The sequence below is a fragment of the Acetobacter aceti NBRC 14818 genome, assembly GCF_000193495.2.
In the GTDB taxonomy this organism is placed as follows: Bacteria; Pseudomonadota; Alphaproteobacteria; order Acetobacterales; family Acetobacteraceae; genus Acetobacter; species Acetobacter aceti.
This window is the reverse complement of the sequence record NZ_AP023410.1, coordinates 990608-1012051: the sequence shown is the minus strand read 5'-3', so window position 1 is coordinate 1012051 and position 21444 is coordinate 990608. Positions and strand designations below refer to the sequence as shown.

General features: G+C 57.3%; 21 protein-coding genes. 20 read left to right on the top strand and 1 reads right to left on the bottom strand.

What is annotated here, in order from left to right; translation table 11 throughout:
- The first annotated feature begins 308 nt into the window (after window positions 1–308).
- The 17 genes from EMQ_RS04565 to EMQ_RS04485 all read left to right on the top strand — a co-directional run bounded on the left by EMQ_RS04565 (window position 309) and on the right by EMQ_RS04485 (window position 16400).
- Window positions 309–1295 (top strand): ABC transporter substrate-binding protein, encoded by a 987-nt coding sequence (locus EMQ_RS04565; protein ID WP_010667688.1) that lies wholly within the window; start codon window positions 309–311, stop codon window positions 1293–1295.
- Entirely contained in the window at window positions 1292–2104 is an 813-nt protein-coding gene (locus EMQ_RS04560; protein ID WP_010667687.1) for an ABC transporter permease, read from the top strand. The genes EMQ_RS04565 and EMQ_RS04560 overlap by 4 nt, the downstream gene beginning before the upstream one ends.
- Before the next feature lie 2 nt (window positions 2105–2106).
- Entirely contained in the window at window positions 2107–2895 is a 789-nt protein-coding gene (locus EMQ_RS04555) for an ABC transporter ATP-binding protein (protein WP_010667686.1), read from the top strand.
- Window positions 2892–3647 (top strand): SDR family NAD(P)-dependent oxidoreductase, encoded by a 756-nt coding sequence (locus tag EMQ_RS04550; protein WP_010667685.1) that lies wholly within the window; start codon window positions 2892–2894, stop codon window positions 3645–3647. The genes EMQ_RS04555 and EMQ_RS04550 overlap by 4 nt, the downstream gene beginning before the upstream one ends.
- Before the next feature lie 39 nt (window positions 3648–3686).
- Complete coding sequence (locus tag EMQ_RS04545; protein WP_231367997.1) at window positions 3687–4364, top strand: SDR family NAD(P)-dependent oxidoreductase; 678 nt, start codon at window positions 3687–3689, stop codon at window positions 4362–4364.
- Between the two features lie 31 nt (window positions 4365–4395).
- The gene (locus tag EMQ_RS04540) at window positions 4396–5169 is read left to right on the top strand and encodes a creatininase (RefSeq protein ID WP_018308391.1); all 774 of its coding nucleotides are present in this window, start codon (window positions 4396–4398) and stop codon (window positions 5167–5169) included.
- A complete protein-coding gene (gene speB, locus EMQ_RS04535; RefSeq protein WP_010666636.1) occupies window positions 5166–6116 on the top strand; it encodes an agmatinase in 951 nt (316 codons plus the stop codon). Before EMQ_RS04540 ends, speB (EMQ_RS04535) begins: the two co-directional genes overlap by 4 nt.
- Complete coding sequence (gene speB / locus EMQ_RS04530) at window positions 6113–7075, top strand: agmatinase (RefSeq protein ID WP_010666637.1); 963 nt, start codon at window positions 6113–6115, stop codon at window positions 7073–7075. The genes speB (EMQ_RS04535) and speB (EMQ_RS04530) overlap by 4 nt, the downstream gene beginning before the upstream one ends.
- Window positions 7076–7142: 67 nt before the next feature.
- The gene (locus EMQ_RS04525) at window positions 7143–8048 is read left to right on the top strand and encodes a LysR family transcriptional regulator (protein WP_010666638.1); all 906 of its coding nucleotides are present in this window, start codon (window positions 7143–7145) and stop codon (window positions 8046–8048) included.
- Between the two features lie 249 nt (window positions 8049–8297).
- Window positions 8298–8759, top strand: a complete 462-nt coding sequence (locus EMQ_RS04520) for a GatB/YqeY domain-containing protein (protein ID WP_010666845.1) — start codon at window positions 8298–8300, stop codon at window positions 8757–8759.
- 11 nt (window positions 8760–8770) lie between these two features.
- Window positions 8771–10636 carry a DNA primase gene (dnaG, locus tag EMQ_RS04515; protein ID WP_010666846.1) on the top strand — a complete coding sequence of 622 codons (1866 nt, stop codon included), beginning with the start codon at window positions 8771–8773 and terminating at the stop codon, window positions 10634–10636.
- Between the two features lie 173 nt (window positions 10637–10809).
- The gene (gene rpoD / locus EMQ_RS04510) at window positions 10810–12801 is read left to right on the top strand and encodes an RNA polymerase sigma factor RpoD (protein WP_018308392.1); all 1992 of its coding nucleotides are present in this window, start codon (window positions 10810–10812) and stop codon (window positions 12799–12801) included.
- 4 nt (window positions 12802–12805) lie between these two features.
- On the top strand, window positions 12806–13366 hold the full coding sequence (locus EMQ_RS04505) for a GNAT family N-acetyltransferase (protein ID WP_010668227.1): 561 nt from the start codon (window positions 12806–12808) through the stop codon (window positions 13364–13366).
- A 200-nt stretch (window positions 13367–13566) separates the two neighbouring features.
- Window positions 13567–14028 (top strand): 30S ribosomal protein S6, encoded by a 462-nt coding sequence (rpsF, locus tag EMQ_RS04500; protein WP_026200205.1) that lies wholly within the window; start codon window positions 13567–13569, stop codon window positions 14026–14028.
- A 6-nt stretch (window positions 14029–14034) separates the two neighbouring features.
- The gene (gene rpsR / locus EMQ_RS04495; RefSeq protein WP_010668229.1) at window positions 14035–14310 is read left to right on the top strand and encodes a 30S ribosomal protein S18; all 276 of its coding nucleotides are present in this window, start codon (window positions 14035–14037) and stop codon (window positions 14308–14310) included.
- 11 nt (window positions 14311–14321) lie between these two features.
- On the top strand, window positions 14322–14903 hold the full coding sequence (rplI, locus tag EMQ_RS04490) for a 50S ribosomal protein L9 (RefSeq protein WP_018308394.1): 582 nt from the start codon (window positions 14322–14324) through the stop codon (window positions 14901–14903).
- Window positions 14904–15176: 273 nt separating this feature from the next.
- The gene (locus tag EMQ_RS04485) at window positions 15177–16400 is read left to right on the top strand and encodes an SAM-dependent methyltransferase (protein WP_026200206.1); all 1224 of its coding nucleotides are present in this window, start codon (window positions 15177–15179) and stop codon (window positions 16398–16400) included.
- 195 nt (window positions 16401–16595) lie between these two features.
- Here EMQ_RS04485 and ubiG read toward each other — a convergent pair whose 3' ends face one another.
- Window positions 16596–17390 carry a bifunctional 2-polyprenyl-6-hydroxyphenol methylase/3-demethylubiquinol 3-O-methyltransferase UbiG gene (gene ubiG, locus EMQ_RS04480; protein ID WP_010667104.1) on the bottom strand — a complete coding sequence of 265 codons (795 nt, stop codon included), beginning with the start codon at window positions 17388–17390 and terminating at the stop codon, window positions 16596–16598.
- A gap of 270 nt (window positions 17391–17660) precedes the next feature.
- Here ubiG and EMQ_RS04475 point away from each other — a divergent pair, with 270 nt between their 5' ends.
- The 3 genes from EMQ_RS04475 to EMQ_RS04465 are packed head-to-tail and all read left to right on the top strand — an operon-like array spanning window position 17661 to window position 21319.
- Window positions 17661–18914 carry an aspartate kinase gene (locus tag EMQ_RS04475; protein WP_026200207.1) on the top strand — a complete coding sequence of 418 codons (1254 nt, stop codon included), beginning with the start codon at window positions 17661–17663 and terminating at the stop codon, window positions 18912–18914.
- 20 nt (window positions 18915–18934) lie between these two features.
- Entirely contained in the window at window positions 18935–20017 is a 1083-nt protein-coding gene (locus EMQ_RS04470) for an NAD(P)H-dependent flavin oxidoreductase (protein ID WP_010668355.1), read from the top strand.
- The gene (locus EMQ_RS04465) at window positions 20018–21319 is read left to right on the top strand and encodes a helix-turn-helix domain-containing protein (RefSeq protein ID WP_010668356.1); all 1302 of its coding nucleotides are present in this window, start codon (window positions 20018–20020) and stop codon (window positions 21317–21319) included. It abuts the gene before it with no gap.
- The last annotated feature ends 125 nt before the right edge of the window (window positions 21320–21444 follow it).

The following is a 21444-nucleotide window of genomic DNA, read 5'->3' as shown; positions in this document are numbered from 1 at the left end:
GAGAGCAGTTCATCGTGTCCGCGCAGTGGATGCCACGCCGCAGAGCTTTCTCACGTTAAATAGCAGACACTGAAGTGTACTTTCCTCTTGATTGCGTGAGGAGACGATTGCGCTACGGGTGTTGGTCCAAAGACGCGTGAAAATCAATCGGGTGCATCAGTTGATGACAGGCAGGCATCCAATCGGAACGCTTCTCTGTATTGAAGTAAATACATCCAGATTTATCGATATAATGTTCTGAACATTTTGATACCCATAAAGCCATCACACCCCTAACATATTTCGGTAACGATATGATGGGGTGCGTGATGAAGTCACTCAAAGTGCTTGCAGCTGTTCTCGGTCTTGGCTGTGCGACAGCAGCGCATGCTGACGACACAATTCGAATCATGGCGCCTGTCTGGACAGGCTTTGCTCCGGTTCTGGTCGCGCAGGATCTGGGATATTTCAAGGACGCCCATCTTTCCGTCGATCTGAAATTTTCCGACGAACGCTCCGATGTCATGGCCGCCATGGCGCATGGTTCCATCGAGATGGAGATGCGCACCCTCAGTGAATATCAGGGACGTCCACGCGACGAGAACACGCCGGGCATCGTCATCGGTTCCATCGATCGCAGTCTTGGCGGGGATGGGGTGATTGTTGACGGCTCCGTCCACGACGTCAGTGACCTCAAGGGCAAGACTGTTGCCTCGGAAAGCAATATTCCCGGTCGTCTTCTCTTGCAGATGGAACTGCACAAGCATGGCATGACTCTGGCCGATCTCAAGGTGAAGGAAATCCTGACCTCCGACAGTGTGGCGGTATTTGCAGATCCGAGCATCGCGGCGGTTGTGACCTATCAGCCTTTCCTGCAGCAGATACTGGGCATTTCAGCAGACCGTCATCCAAAGGAACTGGTGTCGTCGGCTGATTATCCTGATTACATCGTGGATGTTCTCGTGGCCCGCAATGACGACCTGAAGGCCAATCCCGACAAATACAAGCGTTTCCTGACGGCTTTGTACAAGGCTGTGACCTACTATAAATCCAATCCGGAAGACTTCGCGAAGATCGCCGCGCCTCACTTCGATCTTTCGCCGGATGACTTCAAGAAAAGCGTGGTGGGAAGTCTTGAATACACGGATCTGGCTCAGTCAAAGGCCTATATGGGCACGCCTGAAAAGCCGGGAAAGATTAGCGAGATTTTTGTCACTCTCATGGGGCTGAACATCGAAAATGGAGCCGCCTCTGTTCGTCTCGATCCAGCGCATTCCATCGATAGCAGCCTGATTGCCGAGATTCCTTCTCCATGACGGCAGTGACTTCTTCTTCCCGGAAAGGTCCCGACGGCCTGTTTCGTTTTCGGGCATCAATTCCACAGAGCGCCACACTGTTGGCTGCAGTGATGGGAGCGGCGGCTTTTCTCGGAGGCTGGCAGTTACTGGTGTCGCTGCATGTGGTGGCGCCCGTCTTCCTTCCCACGCCTCTCAAGGTCGCGCAGACCTTTATCCGGATGTGCACGGATGGCGCGATGCTGCCCAATACGGTGGTGTCCGTCAGACGTGTGTGGCTGGCTTTTCTTCTTTCGGCTTTGCTGGCTGTGCCACTGGGAATCCTGATGAGCGGATATCGCATCATCGGCGCGACACTGGAGCCGATGATCGACTTTATCCGTTATCTTCCGGTGCCGGCGCTCGTGCCACTCGCGATCATCTGGTTCGGGGTGGGAGAGACAACCAAGATCTTTCTGCTGTGGCTTGGGACGTTCTTCCAACTCGTTCTCATGATCGCTGCAGACATGAAGCGTATCCCCAACGAATATTTCGAGACGGCTTACACGCTGGGTGCCCGTCCACGCGAGACGCTTCTACCTGTGGCGCTTCCGGCCATGTTGCCGCAACTCATGGACAGCATGCGCATAAGTCTCGGTTGGTGCTGGACCTATGTGATCATCGCGGAAATCGTTGCTTCCGACAGCGGTCTTGGTTTCGTCATCTGGACAGCGCGGCGCTTCATGAAAACCGATCAGGTCATGGCAGGTGTCATTATGATCGGCCTGATTGGCCTCGTGACAGATCAATGCCTGCGTCTGCTGCACCGCAAGCTCTTCAGGTATCAGTGAACATGGAACAGATCTCGCCCTATCTCCAGTTCCGGAATGTCACGAAATTCTTCGGAGACGTTCCGGTCGTGCAGGAACCGTTCAATCTTTCCATTCCTTCTGGTCATTTCACGGTTTTTCTCGGTCCATCCGGATGCGGCAAGACCACGCTCATGCGGATGATCGGTGGTCTCGACACGCCGACTTCCGGAGAGATTCTGCTTCAGGGAACGCCTGTCGGTGAGCCGGATATCCGTCGGGGGATGGTGTTTCAGTCCTATTCTTCCTTTCCGTGGCTGACAGTGCGCAAGAATATCGAGTTCGGTATGCGTTTTCGCAGGGACCTCTCGACCAGTCAGAAAAAGGAACGTGCGGAGCATTTCCTCAAACTGGTCGGGCTGGGTGATTTTGCGAAGAGTTTTCCATCGCGCATCTCGGGCGGTATGCGACAGCGTGTCGCCATCGCCCGGACGCTTGCCGCCGATCCTGATGTGCTGCTGATGGACGAACCCTTCGGAGCGCTGGACGCCAATCTGCGTGAGGATCTTCAGTTCGAACTACGAAAAATTCAGAAGAGCTCGGGGAAGACGACAATCTTCGTGACACATGATGTCGAGGAAGCCGTTTTCCTTGCTGATCGGATCATCGTGTTCGGACCACGTCCGGCGCATGTCATTGCGGATATCGACGTAACTTCCCTGATCGGTACGGAGAGAAATGAAACCGTGCGCGACAGCGAGCAGTTTTTCCATCTGCGTACCGAGATACTGCACCTTCTGCGAGGCCGTCAGGTGAAAGGGGTTGCCGCATGACAATGGATTTTTCGAAAAAGTCTGTTTTCATCACAGGAGCAAGCCGGGGGATCGGCCTCGGCGTGGCGCAGGCTTTCGCACGCGCAGGGGCGTCCCTGACTCTCCTTGCTGACGACGATGCGATTTTTGATGTTGCGGCTTCTCTCAATGCAAAGGCCGTAAAAGCAGATATCGGCAATGCATCAGCCATCACTGAAGGTCTGTGGGATCACGGGCCGATCGACGTGCTGGTCAACAATGCCGGGCTTGAGCGATTGACCCCGCTGGAGAGTCAGGATGCCGAAACCGTCGCCATGTTTGAGCGGATCATCCACACCAATGTCGTCGGCACCTATCATGTCACGCGTCTGGTGCGTCCTCTCATGCGGGCAGGAGGGACCATCATCAATACAGCCTCGATCTGGGGCCGTGTGGCGGAACCGCTTTTTGGAGCCTATGTCGCTTCCAAACACGCCATTATCGGTCTGACAAAAACCTGGGCGATGGAGCTTGGGGCGCAGGGCATCCGTGTCAATGCCGTAGCACCGGGCTGGGTACGAACGGAGGCCGCCATGCGCTCTCTGGCGACGATGTCGGAACGGAGCGGACAAAGCGAAGAAGACAGTCTGAATGCTATCATCGCGGCTCAGGCTCTTCCGGGGCTCATGGCGGCGTCCGATGTGGCTGATACCTACCTGTTTCTTGCGTCTCCCCACGCAGCAAGCATTACCGGCCAGACGATCCAGATCGATCGCGGCGAATATCCCCTGTAGGTTCCAATGAAAATACAGTCCTCACATCAGCATGTCCTTGTGACAGGAGCTTCGTCAGGGATCGGGCTTGCCATTGCGCAGGCGTGGTCAGCGATTGGGGCCAATGTGATCGGTCTGGATCGCAAAGCACCTGTTGAGGGGCTTGATGGTCTGGAAGTCGATCTGACAGATGTCGCTGCTCTGCAAAAAGGTATCAGGGACGCCGCGGAGCATCTGGGAAACCGGATCGATGTTCTGGTCAACTGCGCCGGCATCATGATCGAAGAAACACTTCAGGATTTAACCAGTGAAGCACTCGATCTTACGCTGGCTGTCAATCTGCGCGCACCCTTTCTGGTAACACAGAACGCGCTGCCGTTCATGAGCGAGGGGAGTTGCATCATCAATATCGCGTCCGAGCTGGCCTATCTCGGGCGCGCCGGGGCTTCAGCCTACTGCGCCACCAAGGGGGCAGCCCTGTCCATGACGCGTTCATGGGCGCGCGAGCTTGCGCCCCGCATCCGGGTCAACGCCATCGCCCCCGGACCAGTCGATACACCATTGCTGAATTTCGCCCAGCAGGATGCCGCCACACAGGCTCAGGATCTTTCCAATCCGCTGGGGCGTATCGGACGACCTGAGGAAATTGCCCGGGTTGCTCTCTTTCTCGCGTCTGCGGACGCATCCTTCATCACCGGCCAGTGCCTTAACGTGGATGGCGGCGCCGCCATGCACTGACCTGCTTTACGTTCGGAGGTTTCAATCTATCATGTCCAGAACCGTCAAACTTGCTGAACTTACCTGGCCAGATTTTGCTGCCCGTGTGGCGGAAAATCCTGTGGTGTTTCTGCCGATCGGCGCCACGGAGCAGCACGGTCCGCATCTGCCGCTGAATGTCGATCAGGTCCTTCCCACTGCCGTCGCCGAACGTGTGGCGGAAAAGGTGGGAGGGCTGGTCGCCCCGACACTGCCTTACGGCTACAAATCGCAGCCCCGTTCAGGCGGCGGCGAGCATTTTCCCGGCACAATCGGGCTGGATGCCAATACGCTTACCCTCGTCATCCGTGATATCGTGTGTCGGCTGGCGCATCATGGTGTCAAACGGATCGTTCTGGTAAACGGTCATTTCGAAAATGCCTGGCCTGCCGTGGAGGGTCTCGATCTTGCCATGCGCGATATCCGACGCGACGGGATCGAAGGCCTCACCGCCATGCGTCTGGAATACTGGGATTTCGTCGAACGTGCGACGCTTGATCGCCTGTTTCCGGAAGGGTTTCCCGGCACGGAACTCGAGCATGCAAGTCTGCTTGAAACCTCGCTGATGCTGCTCGTGCGAGACGATCTGGTTGATATGAGCAAGGTCCCCAATGACGGGCCCGCCACATTCCCCCCCTATGACCGCTGGCCGCTGCGTGCGGATTTTGTTCCTCCGTCGGGCGTGCTGGCCAAGGCGCAGGGTTCCACGGCCGAGAAAGGGCAGTGGCTGATGGATGATCACACACGTCTGCTGGCGGAAGCCATCAGCAAGGAGTTCGGACTATGACGCATCACGGTGAAACCCATGTGATCGACGCCAGTCAGGTGCCCCGTTTTGCGGGTGTTCCGACCTTCATGCGGCTCCCGCTGGCCAGTAGCGCAGAGGGGTATGACGTCGTTTTCACTGGCATTCCGTATGACGGCGGCACAACCAATCGTTCCGGTGCACGGCATGGTCCGCGTGAAATGCGCAATGCCTCCTCCATGATGCGGCAGGTCAACGCCAACGGGATCGCTCCCTATCAGGCGCTGAACGTGGCTGATATTGGAGATTGCCCGGTCAATCCGTTCAATGTGACGGAGTGTCTGGATATGATCACCGCGCATTACGCTGCCATTGCGGCCGCAGGTGCGGTGCCCATCACGGCGGGTGGTGACCATCTTGTCAGCTTGCCCATCCTGCGCGGTCTTGCGGCTGAGCGTCCTGTCGGGCTGATCCACTTCGACAGTCATACTGACACCGGTGACGCCTATTTCGGGAAAAACCGTTATACACATGGCACTCCTTTCCGGCGTGCGGTGGAAGAAGGGTTGATCGACAGCAGCCGGACGCTTCAGATCGGTCTGCGTGGCTCACTGTATTCGCCAACGGATTATGATTTTGCCCGTGAAGCCGGGTTCCGGCTGATCCTCATGGATGAGGCGATGGATCTTGGGCCGGACGGCATCATCCGCGCCATTCGTGAGCGGGTAGGTGACGGCCCCGTTTATGTGTCGTTCGATATTGACTGTCTTGATCCCTCGGTTGCTCCGGGCACAGGCACGCCCGAGGCAGGAGGTTTTCTGATGCGTGAAGCGCAGAAGATGGTCCGTGGTCTCAACGGTCTCGATATCATCGGCGCTGACGTTGTGGAGGTGTCACCCCCATTCGATGTGGGAGGCATTACGTCTCTTGCCGGTGCGACCATGATGTTTGAGCTGCTGTGCGCTGTCGCGGCAGGAGAGAAGGCATGAAAAACGGTTACGACAGCGGGCGTCTTGATCTGCCTTTTGTCGGTATATGCAGTTTCGGAAAATACCCGATCCAGCTTGATTGGTCGGCTATCGACGCAGATGTGGCGATCATGGGGGCACCTTTCGACTGCGGCACCCAGTGGCGTAGTGGAACCCGCTTTGGTCCCCGCAGCATCCGGGAGGCGTCGACCCTCTTCGCCTTCGGCCATGCCGGGGCCTATGATCATGAAGATGACCGGGTTTATCTGGATGAAACCGGAGGTCGTATCGTCGATATAGGCGATGCTGATATCGTGCATACGGATACGGAGCGCAGCCACGCGAACATTGAAGCGGGTGTTCGCGCCATTCTTGCTGCTGGCGCTCTGCCTGTTGTTCTGGGCGGCGATCATTCCATCAACATTCCCTGCATCCGGGCCTTCGACGATCAACCTCCGATGCATCTTATCCAGATTGATGCGCATCTCGACTTCGTGGATGAGCGGCAGGGTGTTCGTCACGGTCACGGCAATCCGATGCGCCGTGCCGCAGAGCAGCCTTACATCACCGGGATGACGCAGATCGGTATCCGAAACGTGTCGTCAACGGGACGGGAGGGGTATGAGGATGCCCGGGAATTCGGCTCGGACATTCTCAGCGTGCGACAGGTACGCAAGCTGGGGCTGGAAGCCTTGCTTGAACGTATTCCTGCTGGTGTGAACTATTATCTTTCCATTGATATCGACGCTTTTGACCCGTCTATCGCTCCCGGAACGGGCACACCAAGCCATGGAGGATTCCTGTATTACGAAATACTGGAGTTCCTCGTTGCTCTGGCGGAAAGAGGTCGTGTGGTCGGGGTTGACCTGGTGGAAGTCGCGCCCGATTACGATCCGGCCAAAATAACACCCATTCTCGCTTCACAATTGCTGCTTAATTTTATCGGACGCATCCTGTATTTCAGGAAACATGAGTCCTAAACGCCCTCCATCGGCGCATTCCCTCCCGCCTGTCCAAAAAAAGCAGGCTGCTCCTGGCGCTACGAGGATGCGGCGGTTCGACAATATTGATCTGCGCCTCTTGCGGGTTTTTGCGACACTCGCAGAAACGGGCAGCTTTTCGGCTGCCCAGATAACCCTCAATCTCAGCCAGTCCACATTGAGCACCCATCTGGCTGCGCTGGAGCAGCGGCTGGGCGGGGCGCTGTGTCTTCGGGGACGCAAGGGCTTTCGGCTGACGCCTCTGGGAGAGGAGACAGTCGAGGCAATTCAGGATCTTTTTGAAAGTATCGACACTTTCCAATCCCGGATCAGTCAGGCTCCAACTGAATTGGGGGGAAGGCTGCGGATCGGCACGATTGGGGGAATCATAAACAGTCCTGAGATGGCGCTTCAGCATGTATTGGCGCGTGTGGTTGCTCAGATCCCTAATATCCATATTGATCTGCGATTGGGTGTGCCGCAGGATCTGGAGCTTCAGGTGGCGGACGGGACGCGTGATGTCGTGGTCGGGCCTTTCGCCCGGCACGCGCCCGGCGTGCAGTATGTGGAGCTCTGTGACGAACCGCATGCCTTGTACTGCGGCGAGCAGCATCCCTTCTTTACAATGAAAGATGCTGATATTTCGAAAGACATGATTGATCAGGCCCGGTTTTCCGTAAGAGCCTATCGCAAGCTTGAGGATCTTCAGCGTATCCGGCATCCACGCGCCAGTGGCAGCATTGTGCATATGGAGGCGCAACTGATGATGATTCTGTCAGGAAGTTTTATCGGTTTTCTGCCTGAACAGGCAGCGCTCCCCTATGTCAAAAGCAAGCAGATGCGGGCCATAAAGCGTGATATATATAAATTTTCATCAAAGCATTATGTCGCGTTTAGAACGATAGATGAGAAAAACAGAATAATAAATACATTTGTCGATGAGATTATCAAAAGATGCCGTATTGGCAAGTGAATATCTGAATTTTACTGGGTTAAATGAACTGTTTTTCTGTCCTTCCATTCTTCTGCAATCGCATGTTTTTTGACTTCATTTGAATCCCGGTTTCAGGGGCGCATCGCAGCCAGATTGAGTGTGAAACACAGCGCTCTTTCTTGGAAAGCGCGTCCGGAAGGCGGGCTGCCTTGAAGCAGTTTTCCTTGACCAGTCTGAGAATAAGGGAGACACCCCCTGCACCTGACCCACTCTACTGGAGGCTTGTCCATGACCGATATCCGCACCCGCATTGCAGAAGAAACCAAGACCGCCATGAAGGCCGGTCAGAAAGAGCGCGTCACCACGCTCCGCATGATCGGTGCGAAAATCAAGGACGCTGACATCGCTGCGCGCGGGCAGGGCAAGGAGGCTCTCTCGGATGATGACATCACCTCTACACTCCGCAGTATGGTCAAATCCCGTCAGGAATCTGTGAAAATGTACCTCGAAGGCGGTCGGGAAGATCTCGCCGAAAAGGAACAGCACGAAATCGAAGTCATCCGTGAATTCCTGCCGCCGGAAATGGACGAAGCCGCGCTCAAGGCCGCTGTCGAAGCCGCCATCGCCGAGGCTGGCGCTTCAACGATGAAGGACATGGGCAAGGTCATGGGCGCCCTCAAAGCCAAATTCGGCGCGTCTCTCGATCTCGGTCGCGCAAATGGTCTCGTCAAGGCCGCTCTCTCCGCCTAAATCATGGACGTATGAGCCTTGACGCCGCCTTCCTCGACGAACTCCGCGCGAGAACCCCACTCGCGCCCCTGATCGCTCGTCGCGTCAAGCTCACGCGTTCAGGCCGTAACTGGAAGGGGTGCTGCCCCTTCCACGGCGAAAAAACTCCATCCTTTTACGTCTACGACGACCATTTCCACTGCTTCGGATGCGGCGCGCACGGCGACGCCATCTCCTTCGTCATGCAGATCGAAGGGAAAGGCTTTCCCGAAGCCGTCGAAACCCTCGCCGCCGAAGCCGGACTCAGCGTTCCCAAGCCCAGCCCCAAGGCCCGCGAGGAAGCAGCCCGCCAGAAAACCCTCGGCGACGTGCTTGAAGCCGCCCAGCGCATCTACGCCCACGACCTGCACCAGCCCACCGGACGCCCCGGCCTCGACTACCTCCGTCGACGCGGCCTCACCGACGAGACCATCGCCGTCTTCGGCCTCGGCTGGGCCAGCGACCGCCGCAACGCCCTCGTGGACGCCCTCAAGCCGCAGGGCATCACCCCGGAAGCGATGGCCGAAGCCGGCCTCATGCGCCTCGACGAGCAGGGACGCCCCAAAGGCGAACTGTTCTGGAACCGCGTGACCTTTCCCATCCGCGACCGCCGCGGCGACCTCGTCTCCTTCGGTGGCCGTATCCTCGGCGATGGCCAGCCGAAATATCTCAACGGTCCTGAAACTGCGCTCTACTCCAAGCGCCGTCTCCTATTCGGCTTTGATCGTGCTCGCCCAGCTCTTCGCGCTGCCCGCCCCAGAGGCGCACCGCCCGCCGAGGCTCTGGTCGTTGAAGGCTATATGGACGTCATCGCCCTCCATCAGGCCGGTTTCACGGGTGCTGTCGCCCCGCTCGGAACGGCCATGACGCCCGAGCAGCTGGAAGTTCTCTGGCAGGCAACACCCTCTCCCATCCTCTGCTTTGACGGTGATTCCGCCGGTCGTCGCGCAGCCGTTCGTGCTGCCGAGACTGCGCTGCCTCTCATCTCGGCCGATCGTGGTCTGCGTATCTGCTTGCTTCCCGAGGGCGAGGATCCTGACAGTCTCCTTCAACGTCGTGGACGAGACGCTGTGGCGGCACTGTTCGCTCAGGCCCGTCCTCTGGCCGACATGCTCTTCGATCTGCTTGCTGAAGGTACGCCGGCTCAGCCGACACCGGAGCAGCGCGCTGCTCTCCGTGGTCGCCTCACGCAGGCCGCCGCCAGGATCGAAGACAAGACGCTCGGCGGTGAGTATCGCTCCACGCTTCTCGACAGATTTTTTCAGACCTACCGCCATAAACGTCCTGCCTACGGAGGCGGGCGCTCAGGAAAGGCTGGACCTGCTCTGCCCGACATCAGTCTGGGTGCGAGGGCGGAGACACCCTTTAGCGGTGACAGGGGTAGTCTGGAGAAACTGACAGACCTTGTGCTGCGTTATCCTTGGCTTGCGGAGCGCATCGGGGATGCCTGGTGTCGTCTGGCGTTACCGGAGGACCTGACCGATCTGCGTTCTGCGATCATGATGTTCGTGGAGGACGATCTGGATGCCGAGGGGCAGTTTCATCCGGAAGATATACATGCAAGACTGATGCAGGTTTTGTCGGTTCAGGGGTTGAGCGAGAAGGCTGAGGCTGTAATCAGGGCTTCCTGTAGTCCGACAACGGATCGTCAGCCTGATCCCGCGACTGCTGACGAGACACCGGAAATGCAATGGTGGCACTTTTATGCTAACGTCAATCGGTCGGAGTTTGAGGCTGATGTTGTGCGGGATACGGAAGCCTGGACGAAAAACGGGATGGACCCCGATGAATGGGACAGGCTGAAATCCCGAATCGACGCGCTGGCGGCATTGCGGCGTATGGAGGACGGGTTCAGTTGAAAAATCGTGTGTTACAGATGCAACACACAGATAACTTGCCTGTTTGTTGAGGAAGCAGCCTTGACTTCCGTGGTTGGATCGACCACCTCCACGCTGCCTTATTCTTTATGTGTGCATTTTGTGCTGTCCTGTTTTCCTTCTTCAGGAAGCGGGCAGAGGGAGACTATCCAGGGATGGCGACTAAGACTGCAGCCGGGACGACCACCACGTCAGGTGAACAGGACGGGGACAATGCACTCCTCGATACCCGCTCCGGCGCTGTTAAACGTCTGATAGCCAAGGGCCGGGAGCGTGGATACATCACGTTCGACGAGCTGAATGCGGTTCTTCCCCAGGATCAGATGTCTTCCGAGCAGATCGAGGATGTCATGGCCATTCTCTCCGAGATGGGCATCCAGGTCGTAGAAAACGAAGACAACGACGAAACCGAGACTCCGGCTGAAAAGACAGCCGAAGGCGAGGAAGAGGAAGCCGAGGAAGAAGAGGCCGAAGCCGAGGCCGGAACCGAAAGCGCTTCCGGCAACGTCAGCGAAAACCTTGGTCGCACCGATGATCCGGTCCGGATGTATCTGCGTGAGATGGGTTCGGTCGAACTCCTCTCCCGTGAGGGCGAGATCGCCATCGCCAAGCGCATTGAGGCTGGTCGCAATGAGATGATCGGCGGACTCTGTGAGAGTCCGCTCACCTTCCGCGCCATTATTTCCTGGCATGAGCGCCTCAAGGTTGGCGACATGCTTCTTCGCGATATCGTCGATCTTGAAGCCATGCAGGCTGAGCAGAACGGTCCGGAAGGCGTCCCTGCCGAGGGTGAGGACGGCGAAGAGAATAGCGAAGACGAGACCGATGATGCGGAAGACGCAGAAGAGGTCGACGGAGCCGAAGGGGAGGGAAGCGGTCTTTCCCTGTCAGCTCTTGAAGAAAAGCTGAAGCCTGACATTCTGCTCCAGTTCGACGAGATCGAACCACTCTATGAAAAACTGCAGAAGATGCAGGACAAGCGTCTTGAAGCGCTTGTGGCGGGTGAAGAAACCACCGACAAGATCGAAGCTGACTACCAGAAGCTGCGGCTGGAACTTGTTGCCAAAGTTGAGCAGGTTCACCTGCACAATAACCGGATCGAAGAGCTGGTCATGCAGCTCAAGGAGCTGTTCCAGAGCCTGAACGCCTTTGAAGGCAGAATGCTCCGACTGGCCGAAAGCTGCAAAGTCTCCCGTGACGACTTCCTGCTGAAATATCGTGGTCATGAGCTTGAGCCGGGCTGGATGGACATGATCACGACTCTTCCGGGCAAGGGATGGAAAAACCTTGTCACGAAGCACACAGACATGATGAACGATCTGCGGACGCAGGTTGCCGAACTGGCGCAGGATACAGGTCTGTCTGTTGGTGAATTCCGTCGCGTCTATGCCACTGTCGCCCGTGGTGAGCGTGATTCTGCTCGCGCCAAGAAGGAGATGATCGAGGCCAATCTGCGTCTCGTGATCTCGATTGCCAAGAAATACACCAATCGTGGCCTTCAGTTCCTCGACCTGATTCAGGAAGGCAACATCGGCCTGATGAAGGCCGTGGACAAGTTCGAGTATCGTCGCGGCTACAAGTTCTCCACCTACGCCACATGGTGGATCCGGCAGGCCATCACGCGCTCCATCGCGGATCAGGCTCGCACGATCCGTATCCCGGTCCACATGATCGAGACGATCAACAAGCTGGTCCGCACGTCGCGTCAGATGCTGCATGAAATCGGCCGTGAGCCCGCACCGGAAGAGCTGGCTGAAAAGCTGGGCATGCCGCTGGAGAAGGTCCGAAAGGTTCTCAAGATCGCCAAGGAACCGATCTCTCTCGAAACGCCAATCGGTGACGAGGAAGATAGCCATCTTGGTGACTTCATCGAGGACAAGACGGCCATCATTCCGCTCGATGCGGCCATCCAGACCAATCTGCGTGAAGCGACGACCCGCGTGCTTGCCTCTCTCACTCCGCGTGAAGAGCGTGTTCTGCGTATGCGCTTCGGCATTGGCATGAACACCGATCACACGCTGGAAGAAGTCGGGCAACAGTTCAACGTGACCCGCGAACGTATCCGTCAGATCGAAGCCAAGGCGCTCCGCAAGCTCAAGCATCCGAGCCGTAGCCGCAAACTCCGGTCGTTCCTCGACGACAACTGAGATCATGGAGCCTGTTGATCGGGTTCTGGTGGACGTCACCTTTCTGGAGATGATCCACCCCCCGAGATTTCCGGCAATAGCCTTGCCGTCGGGGTTTCGCATCGAGCAGGAACATAAGCCGACAGTAGCGTTGTATCGTCAGTTGCACACGGATGTGGGCGGGAAGCACTGCTGGTGGATGCGTCGGGTCAAATCCGACGAGGAACTGGCGGCTATCCTTGCTGAACCAAGGCGCTCACTCTTTCTGTTGAAAGAGGGTGGCGTTGTCCGTGGTTTTTTCGAGTTTGAGCTGCACCCTCACAGGACGGTCAATCTCGCCTATTTTGGCCTTGTGCCGGACATGATCGGTCGTGGAATAGGGCGTGCCTTCCTGTCGCAGGCTGTGGATATGGCGTGGTCCGCCAATCCGCTTCGCGTGACGGTCAATACCTGCACGGCGGATCATCGACGCGCGCTGCCGGCCTATCTTGCGATCGGCTTTCGGGTTCTGGGTGTTGTGAGGGAGGAGTGGGATATTCCTCTTCGTCTGGATTTGCCTATCCCTGAGCATCTGACCAGACTCTGACTGTTCGCTCCTCAGCGGAAAAAGCTGATGAAAGTGCGAAAAAACTTGCTTTTCAGGTCCAGTCGTGTTTGATCGCCCCTCTTCCCTGCCGGGCGCGTGGCATCGTGTCCGGCTATACCCGTGCGTTCAGGAATTTCCTGCCGCGCAGCATTGTCGGAACGGTCCGCAGTGTTTGGGTTGAAGCAATCCGGAGGGACTGCATGCCATTGTATGAAACCGTGCTGATCGCACGTAACGATATCAACCAGCAGCAGGTTGAAGCTGTTGCCGAAATGATCAAGGGTCTCCTTGAGGCAGACGGCGGCTCCATCAAGAAGCAGGAATACTGGGGTCTGCGTTCACTCGCTTACCGCATCAAGAAGAACCGCAAGGGCCATTATATGCTCCTCGGTCTTGAGGCGAAGCCGGAGACGTTGCGTGAAGTTGAGCGTCAGCTCAGCCTGAACGAAGACATCCTGCGCGTTCTGACGCTGCGTGTTGAGGAAATCGACGAGAACCCGTCCCCGGTTCTGTCCCGCAAGGGTGACGACCGTGGTGAGCGTGGCTTCCGTGGTCCGAAGCCGTCCGGTCGCTTTGAAAGCGGTCGTTCCTCACGCCGTTCCTATGACGATCGCGAAGAATATCGCGCTCGTGAAGAGAACGCCGAAGCTGCAGCGGAGTAAGAGCGAATGTCCGAAAGCAACGAAATCAATCCGGGCGCCCGTCGCGTAGCTGTTGGTGCGCGTCGTCCGTTCTACCGTCGTCGCAAGGCTTGCCCGTTCTCCGGGCCGAACGCGCCGAAGATCGACTACAAGGACGTCCGTCTGCTGAGCCGCTTCCTCTCGGAGCGTGGCAAGATCGTCCCTAGCCGTATCACGGCCGTGTCCGCGAAGAAGCAGCGTGAACTGGCTCAGGCCATCAAGCGCGCCCGCTTCCTTGCCCTGCTGCCCTATGTTGTGGGCTGAGGGAGAAGATCATGGCTGCAACTGAAGTTATCCTGCTCCAGCGCGTCGAGCATCTCGGCCAGATGGGCGACCTTGTTAAGGTGAAGCCGGGTTATGCCCGTAACTTTCTCCTGCCACAGGGCAAGGCGATCCGCGCCAATGCTGCAAACCGTGAGCGCTTCGAGCGCGAGCGCATCCAGCTTGAGGCTCAGAACGTCAAGCGTCGTGAAGAGGCCGAGCGTCTTTCCGAGCGCATGGAAGGTCTGTCGGTCGTTCTGATCCGTCAGGCTGGTGACGGCGGCAACCTGTATGGTTCCGTCTCCACCCGTGACATTGCTCAGGCGACGACCGAGGCTGGTCTCACGATCACCCGTAATCAGGTGTTCCTGCCGCACCCGATCAAGTCACTGGGTCTGTATGACGTTCGCGTCGCACTGCACCCGGAAGTCTCCATCTCCGTGCGCGTCAACGTGGCCCGTACGGTTGAAGAGGCCGAGCGTCAGGCACGCGGTGAAGTGATTGGCGCCGAGGAAGAGGAAGAGACACCTGTTCTCGAACTCGTCGAGGAAGAGACTGTTTCTGAAGCTCCGGCTGAAGAAGAAGCTTCTGCATAAGACTTTCTGTCTTATTTGGAATCTTGAAGAGGGCCGGGATGGTTTAACCATCCCGGCCTTTTTCTTTTGTGATTCATGGAAATTGTAATTAGGTTTTCAGAAGTCCACCCAACCGGGACAAAGATGCGAGGCTTTTTGGAATAATAGCTTTTCCATTACGAAGAAAAGCAGATCCCGTGCCTATGCCGGATCGTAATAAGATATAAGAAAACCAATCTGTTCGGGGTATGGCATTCTGTGATGACCGAACGTCTTGTTTTGGAGAGACCACGCATGAAGAGCCTACTTAATATCCTGCTTCGGCGCTTTATTTCCGTTGGTTCTCTGGGTGTTGTTTTTGCTGATGGTTCGTCAGCCCTTTTCAAGGGGGCGCAGGCTGGCCCACATGCGGCGCTCCGTTTTACAAGCGCGGAAGCTGAAAAGCGTCTTCTGCTGAACCCCGGTCTGGGCTTTGGCGAAGCCTATATGGATGGCGGTCTACAACCTGACGGTTGCACGCTTTACGATCTTCTTAACGTCATGATGATCAACGCCATGAAGCCGGGTGGCCATATCGGAGAGGCCATTTCCGCGACGGCGCGGTATGCAAGACGGAGTTGGATTCAGTTCAATCCGGAAAGTCGGTCACGCAAAAACGTGGCGCATCATTATGACCTCGATACGCGCCTGTATGATCTGTTTCTGGACAAGGATCGTCAGTATTCCTGCGCCTATTTCAGGACCGGCAAGGAAACGCTGGATGAGGCACAGGAGGCCAAAAAACGCCATATCGCTTCAAAGCTTCTGCTCGACCGTCCCGGACTGGAAGTGCTCGATATAGGATGCGGCTGGGGAGGGATGGCTCTCACGCTGGCCCGGGATTACGGGGCAATGGTGACGGGTGTTACATTGTCCGTCGAACAGTTGAAGATCGCCCGCGAGCGAGCGCAGGAAGCGGGTCTTTCCCATCAGGTCCGGTTCGAGTTGCTTGATTACAGGCATGTCCAGACACGTTACGACCGGATCGTCTCCGTCGGCATGTTCGAGCATGTCGGGATTGCGCACTATGAAGCTTTTTTCAGGAAAGTTCGGGAATGTCTGAAAGATGATGGTGTAGCTCTCCTGCATTCCATCGGTCGTAGCGATGAACCGGGGACGACCAATCCCTGGATTGATAAATACATCTTCCCCGGTGGCTACTCGCCCAGCCTGAGCGAAACGTTCGCTGCGATCGAAAGGACAGGGCTGTGGGTCACGGATTGTGAAATCCTCAGACTGCATTACGCAAAAACGATAGCCATCTGGAGACAGCGTTTTGCTGAGCAGCGTGAAAAAGCCAGAGAACTGTACGACGAACGCTTTTGCCGCATGTTTGAATTTTACCTTGCAGGAGCAGAGCTTTCCTTTGAGGTGCAGGGGCACATGAACTTTCAGATTCAGCTGACCCGGAACATCCGGGCGGTTCCCTTGACGCGCGATTACATGTTTGAGGCGGAAGGTTCCTTGCCCGGGAAATGAATTTTTGAATCATTATCTCCATTGCTAGAAGATGATGATTCAAAAAGCGGTTTTTATGACATGGATTTTTGGTCATGAGTAGGGTGCTACAACTCTTCACGACAAAGCTGCTTTGTTTTTGAAAACATACAAACAAAGTTTTTTCTGAAGCTTTTCTCAAAAAGCTTCAGAAAATCAGGTCCATCATTAAAAAAATCAGCCCCGCGTAAACGCGGCAATGTAATTCACGCCCAGATCACGGCTTTCCCGCCAACTGTCGCCCAGCAGGGAAGGGGTCATGCCGGCAATATCTTCCAGGCTCAAACCGGCCTGACGCCCGTAATGCCCCAGTTCGGACGGTGTTACGAACTTGCGCCAGTCATGCGTGCCGACAGGAAGAAGTCGCATGATATATTCCGCCCCGACTTTTGCGAAGGCAAAGGCGCGGGCAGTACGGTTCATCGTGGACACGAACACCCAGCCGCCCGGTTTGACCAGGTTGGCGAGCATCGACATGAAAGCGGTTGGGTCCGTAACGTGCTCAATGATCTCAAGCGCCACGACGGCGTCGAACGTAACGCCTTCGGCGACAAGCGCTTCAGCGCTGCCGACACGATAGGCCAGCGAACCGGACCCGGCAGGCAGCGGGTTGTCCTCAAGATGTTTGCGGGCAGCGGCAATCCCTTCGGCCGAGGCGTCCATGCCCAGCACATCGTGACCTGCTTTTGCCAGCGCCTCACTGGCAAGTCCCGCGCCACATCCGAGGTCGAGCACGGTCAGGGGTGACTGTTTTCTGCTTCTCAGCGGCAGATGACGGTCGATCCAGCCGATGCGGAGAGGGTTCATGGCATGCAGTGGACGCATTGGTCCGGTGGGGTCCCACCATTCCCGGGCAATCGCGCTGAAACGGGCGATTTCTTCAGGAGAAACAGACGCAGCCGAAGCATTGGCCTGTCCGGTTGCTGTTTCCGGTTCTGTTGTCTGCCAGTCACTGTCATGAGCAGAATGCATGAAACGACACCTTTCAACTGCGTTCCCGGCTGGACGTAAGCCAAGGGCGAGGTTATGTGACGCGGCTTGCACGCGTTGGCAATGGCTGGTCATGCAGGGGGATGGTTGCCTGATCCGTATCGGCAACTCCCAGTGTACACAGACAGTCCATTCGTCGAACGTAAGAGATAACACAAGACACGCAGGGTTCAGGTGGCGTTTCTGACATCTGGACGCCTGCGTGAAAAGAGCAGGCCTCCGCACGGACGGGGGATGGAGACAGGTCAGATCATGGAGCGCACTCCACCACGGATCGTCATGAAGTTCGGCGGCACGTCAGTCGGCGACCTCGATCGGATCCGTGCGGTCGCCAAACGGGTTCAGGCGCAGGTCAACGCCGGTTGCGAAGTGGCTGTTGTCGTCTCCGCCATGTCCGGAGAGACAAACAAGCTTGTCGGTTTCTGTGAAAGCCTGTCGCCGCTTTACGATCCGCGTGAATATGATGCGGTGGTCGCGACAGGTGAGGAAGTCACCAGTGGCCTGCTCGCAATCGCCCTGCAGGCCCTCGGTGTGAACGCACGATCCTGGCAGGGATGGCAGGTGCCGATCCGCACCGACAGCGCACATGGCAAGGCCCGCATCGACTCCATCGACGGCGAAGGACTGTCCGCCTGCATGAAAGCGGGACAGGTGCCGGTCATCGCCGGTTTTCAGGGTGTTTCGCCAGAAGGGCGCGTGACGACACTTGGGCGTGGTGGATCAGATACGTCCGCCGTGGCCATTGCTGCTGCCGTGAAGGCCGATCGTTGCGACATCTACACGGACGTGGACGGCGTTTACACGACCGACCCGCGGATCGTGCCGAAGGCCCGCAAGCTCGCCAAGATCACTTATGAAGAGATGCTGGAACTGGCATCCGTCGGCGCAAAGGTGCTGCAGACCCGCAGTGTCGAACTCGCCATGAAAGAGCGCGTGCGTGTGCAGGTGCTTTCCAGCTTCGCTGAAGAAGCTCCCGCAGAAAATGGCCACCTGCCCGGGTCGCTTGTGGTTGATGAGGACGAAATCGTGGAACAGGAACTCGTTACCGGCATCGCTTATTCCCGCGACGAAGCCAAGATCTCGATGCGTCGCATTCCGGATCGCCCCGGTATCGCCGCCGCCATTTTCGGCCCGCTGTCCGAGAACAACATCAATGTCGACATGATCGTCCAGAGCACGGGCGAAGACGGCATGACCAACATGACCTTCACGACCAGCAAGACGGATCTGGCCCGTGCCATGGCAGTGATCGAGGCAGCGCGTCCGGACATTCAGTACGGCGAAGTCATCACTGATGACGCTGTGGTCAAAATCAGCGTGGTGGGTGTGGGCATGCGCTCACACGCCGGTGTCGCCAGCACGATGTTCCGCACATTGTCTGAGCGCGGCATTAACATTCAGGTCATTTCCACCAGTGAGATCAAGGTGTCCGTGCTGATCCCAGCGGATTACGCGGAGCTGGCCATCCGTGCGCTTCACACTGCCTACGGGCTCGACGCAGCGTAAGCTGTCGATTTTCTGACGCCATGACGGAGCATTCTGTGACGACCGCCGCACCTTCTGACACGCTGGCCCCTGACATGCAGGCTGCCCGTCGGGAACTTGATCGCCTCTGGTCCCGCGGCACCGCGTTTCTGGGCACTGAATACGCCATCCTTGGTGGCGCCATGTCGTGGGTGAGTGAGCGCAATCTCGTCGCAGCGATCTCTAACGCGGGCGGCTTTGGTGTGATCGCCTGTGGCGCCATGACGCCGGAACTGCTGGAGAAGGAAATTGCGGCTACGCAGGCTCTGACCAGCAAACCGTTTGGCGTTAATCTGATCACCATGCACCCCCAGCTTGATGAGCTGGTGCAGGTCTGTCTTCGGGCTGGTGTGGGACATATCGTGCTGGCAGGTGGTATTCCGCCTTCAGCCGCGATCCGTGCCGCCAAGGATGGTGGCGCGAAGGTTGTCGCCTTTTCCCCAGCACTGGTTCTGGCCAAACGCCTGATCCGTATGGGCGTCGATGCGCTGGTGATCGAGGGTGCGGAAGCCGGAGGTCATGTCGGACCAGTCTCCCTGACCGTTCTGGCTCAGGAAATTTTGCCGCATATTCAGGATGTGCCTGTCTTCGTGGCCGGTGGTATTGCCCGTGGCGATGCGATTGTCGGTTTTCTGGAGCAAGGAGCCTCCGGCGCACAGTTGGGAACGCGCTTTGCGGCGGCGGAGGAAAGCATCGCTCACCCACGCTTCAAGGAGGCGTTCATCCGCGCCGCTGCCCGCGATGCGACGACTTCGGTGCAGCTTGATCCTCGTTTCCCCGTCATTCCGGTCAGGGGACTGGTGAATGAAGGAAGCAAGAATTTCCTTGCGCATCAGGCGGAGACGCTTCGACGGTTTCAGGCGGAAGAGCTGACCAAAGAGGAAGCACAGCTTGAAATCGAGCATTTCTGGGCTGGCGCATTGCGTCGGGCCGTGATTGACGGTGATGTCGAGACCGGATCGGTCATGGCCGGACAGTCGGTTGGCATGGTAAAGACCATCCAGCCGGTGAAGGACATCATCGAAGAACTCGTCCGGCAGGCAGTTGGCGCTCTGGCACAGCGGGGCGCTCGTCGAGGAGAGTGAATGAGCGTGGAGACCTCGAAGCGAATCGAGGAAGACACAATGGGAGAGGGCGGACAGCAGGACACTGCGCAGATTCCTGATCAGATTCCTGATCAGACTGCGGAGGCCTCCCGTGCGTGGTCTGCGCCATTGCCTGATTTTCATTCTCTTGGCGTGGGGCACGCGCTGAAAATACGTCGCGAAACGCTGGGCTGGTCCTTGCCCGATGTCGCGGCGTGGCTCTGCATCAAACAATCCTATCTTGAGGCTCTGGAGCATGATCGGGCGGACACCATTCCGGCCGGTGTCTATGCGCTCGGTTTTCTGCGCACTTATGCCGCAGCACTGGGTTTCCCCGCCGAGGCGATGGTTGCCCGTTTCAAGCGTGAAGTCCGGAATGTCGCGAAAAAACCTGAGCTGACATTCCTCACTCCCGAACCAGAGCGGACAGTTCCTGCGAGCGCCTTCGTGCTGGCGGGTCTGTTTGTCATCGTGCTGGCTTATGTTGGCTGGTATGAAATGGGCGGCCATGAGCCGGTTCATCTGGAGAAAGTTCCGTCGGTCGCCAGTGTGATGCCGGGCGTGAACAGTGCTGCATCTCCTTCTCCGCAGATTGCGACGGTGATGCCGGATGCAGCCCCTTCAGTGCTGAATGGCAGCACACCTCCGGCTCTTCAGGCAGTGCATCCTGACGCGTCCAGCCATGTCAGCGCGGATGAGTTTGCTAAAGCTGTGACCATGCCGCCAGAACCGTCGTCTGCTGCATCCGGTTCAGTGGGGTCGACTTCTTCGGAAAATGCGGCTGTAGAAAATGGACTGGCGTCGCCCGAAATCCCTGCTCCTCCAAAAGCGGCTGAAATCAAGGCGACAGCTAAAAGCTGGATTCAAGTGAAGGACGCTGACGGCAAGGTTGTGTACGACCACATCATGGAACCCGAGGAGACCTGGGAGTTTCCAAAGGAAGGCGCGCCGTTCACTCTGACCGTCGGGAATGCGGGCGGTGTGGTGCTGGCTGTCGATAATGTGGTGACCCAGCCGCTGGGAAAGGACGGGGCGGTCCGGCGTAATATTTCAGTCAGCGATGATGCGATCCGCGATGGCAGCGTTGCAGCACTGGCTCCAAAAGCAGGCGACGCTGTAATGTCCCCCGCTGTGGTGCCAGACGATGCCGCTTCTGCGGAGGAAAAGCCCCCGATTCCCCTTCCTCCGCCACCTGTGGTAAAGCCACGGGTGTTGCGCCCGAGATCAGCGCCGCCGGAAAAAGAACTTTCCGCGGATGATCTGAATGCGCGCCAGTTGAAAAATATGGGCGATCCCCGCTGATGCGCCCTACAGGAAATGACCTGCCTGTTAATGTCACGCACTCCGGTCAGGGCTTGCGCTCTGGCTTTCGGATGACAAATTTGGCAGGAAGACCCGGAACAGATACCGAGGCGTGCTTTTTCAGC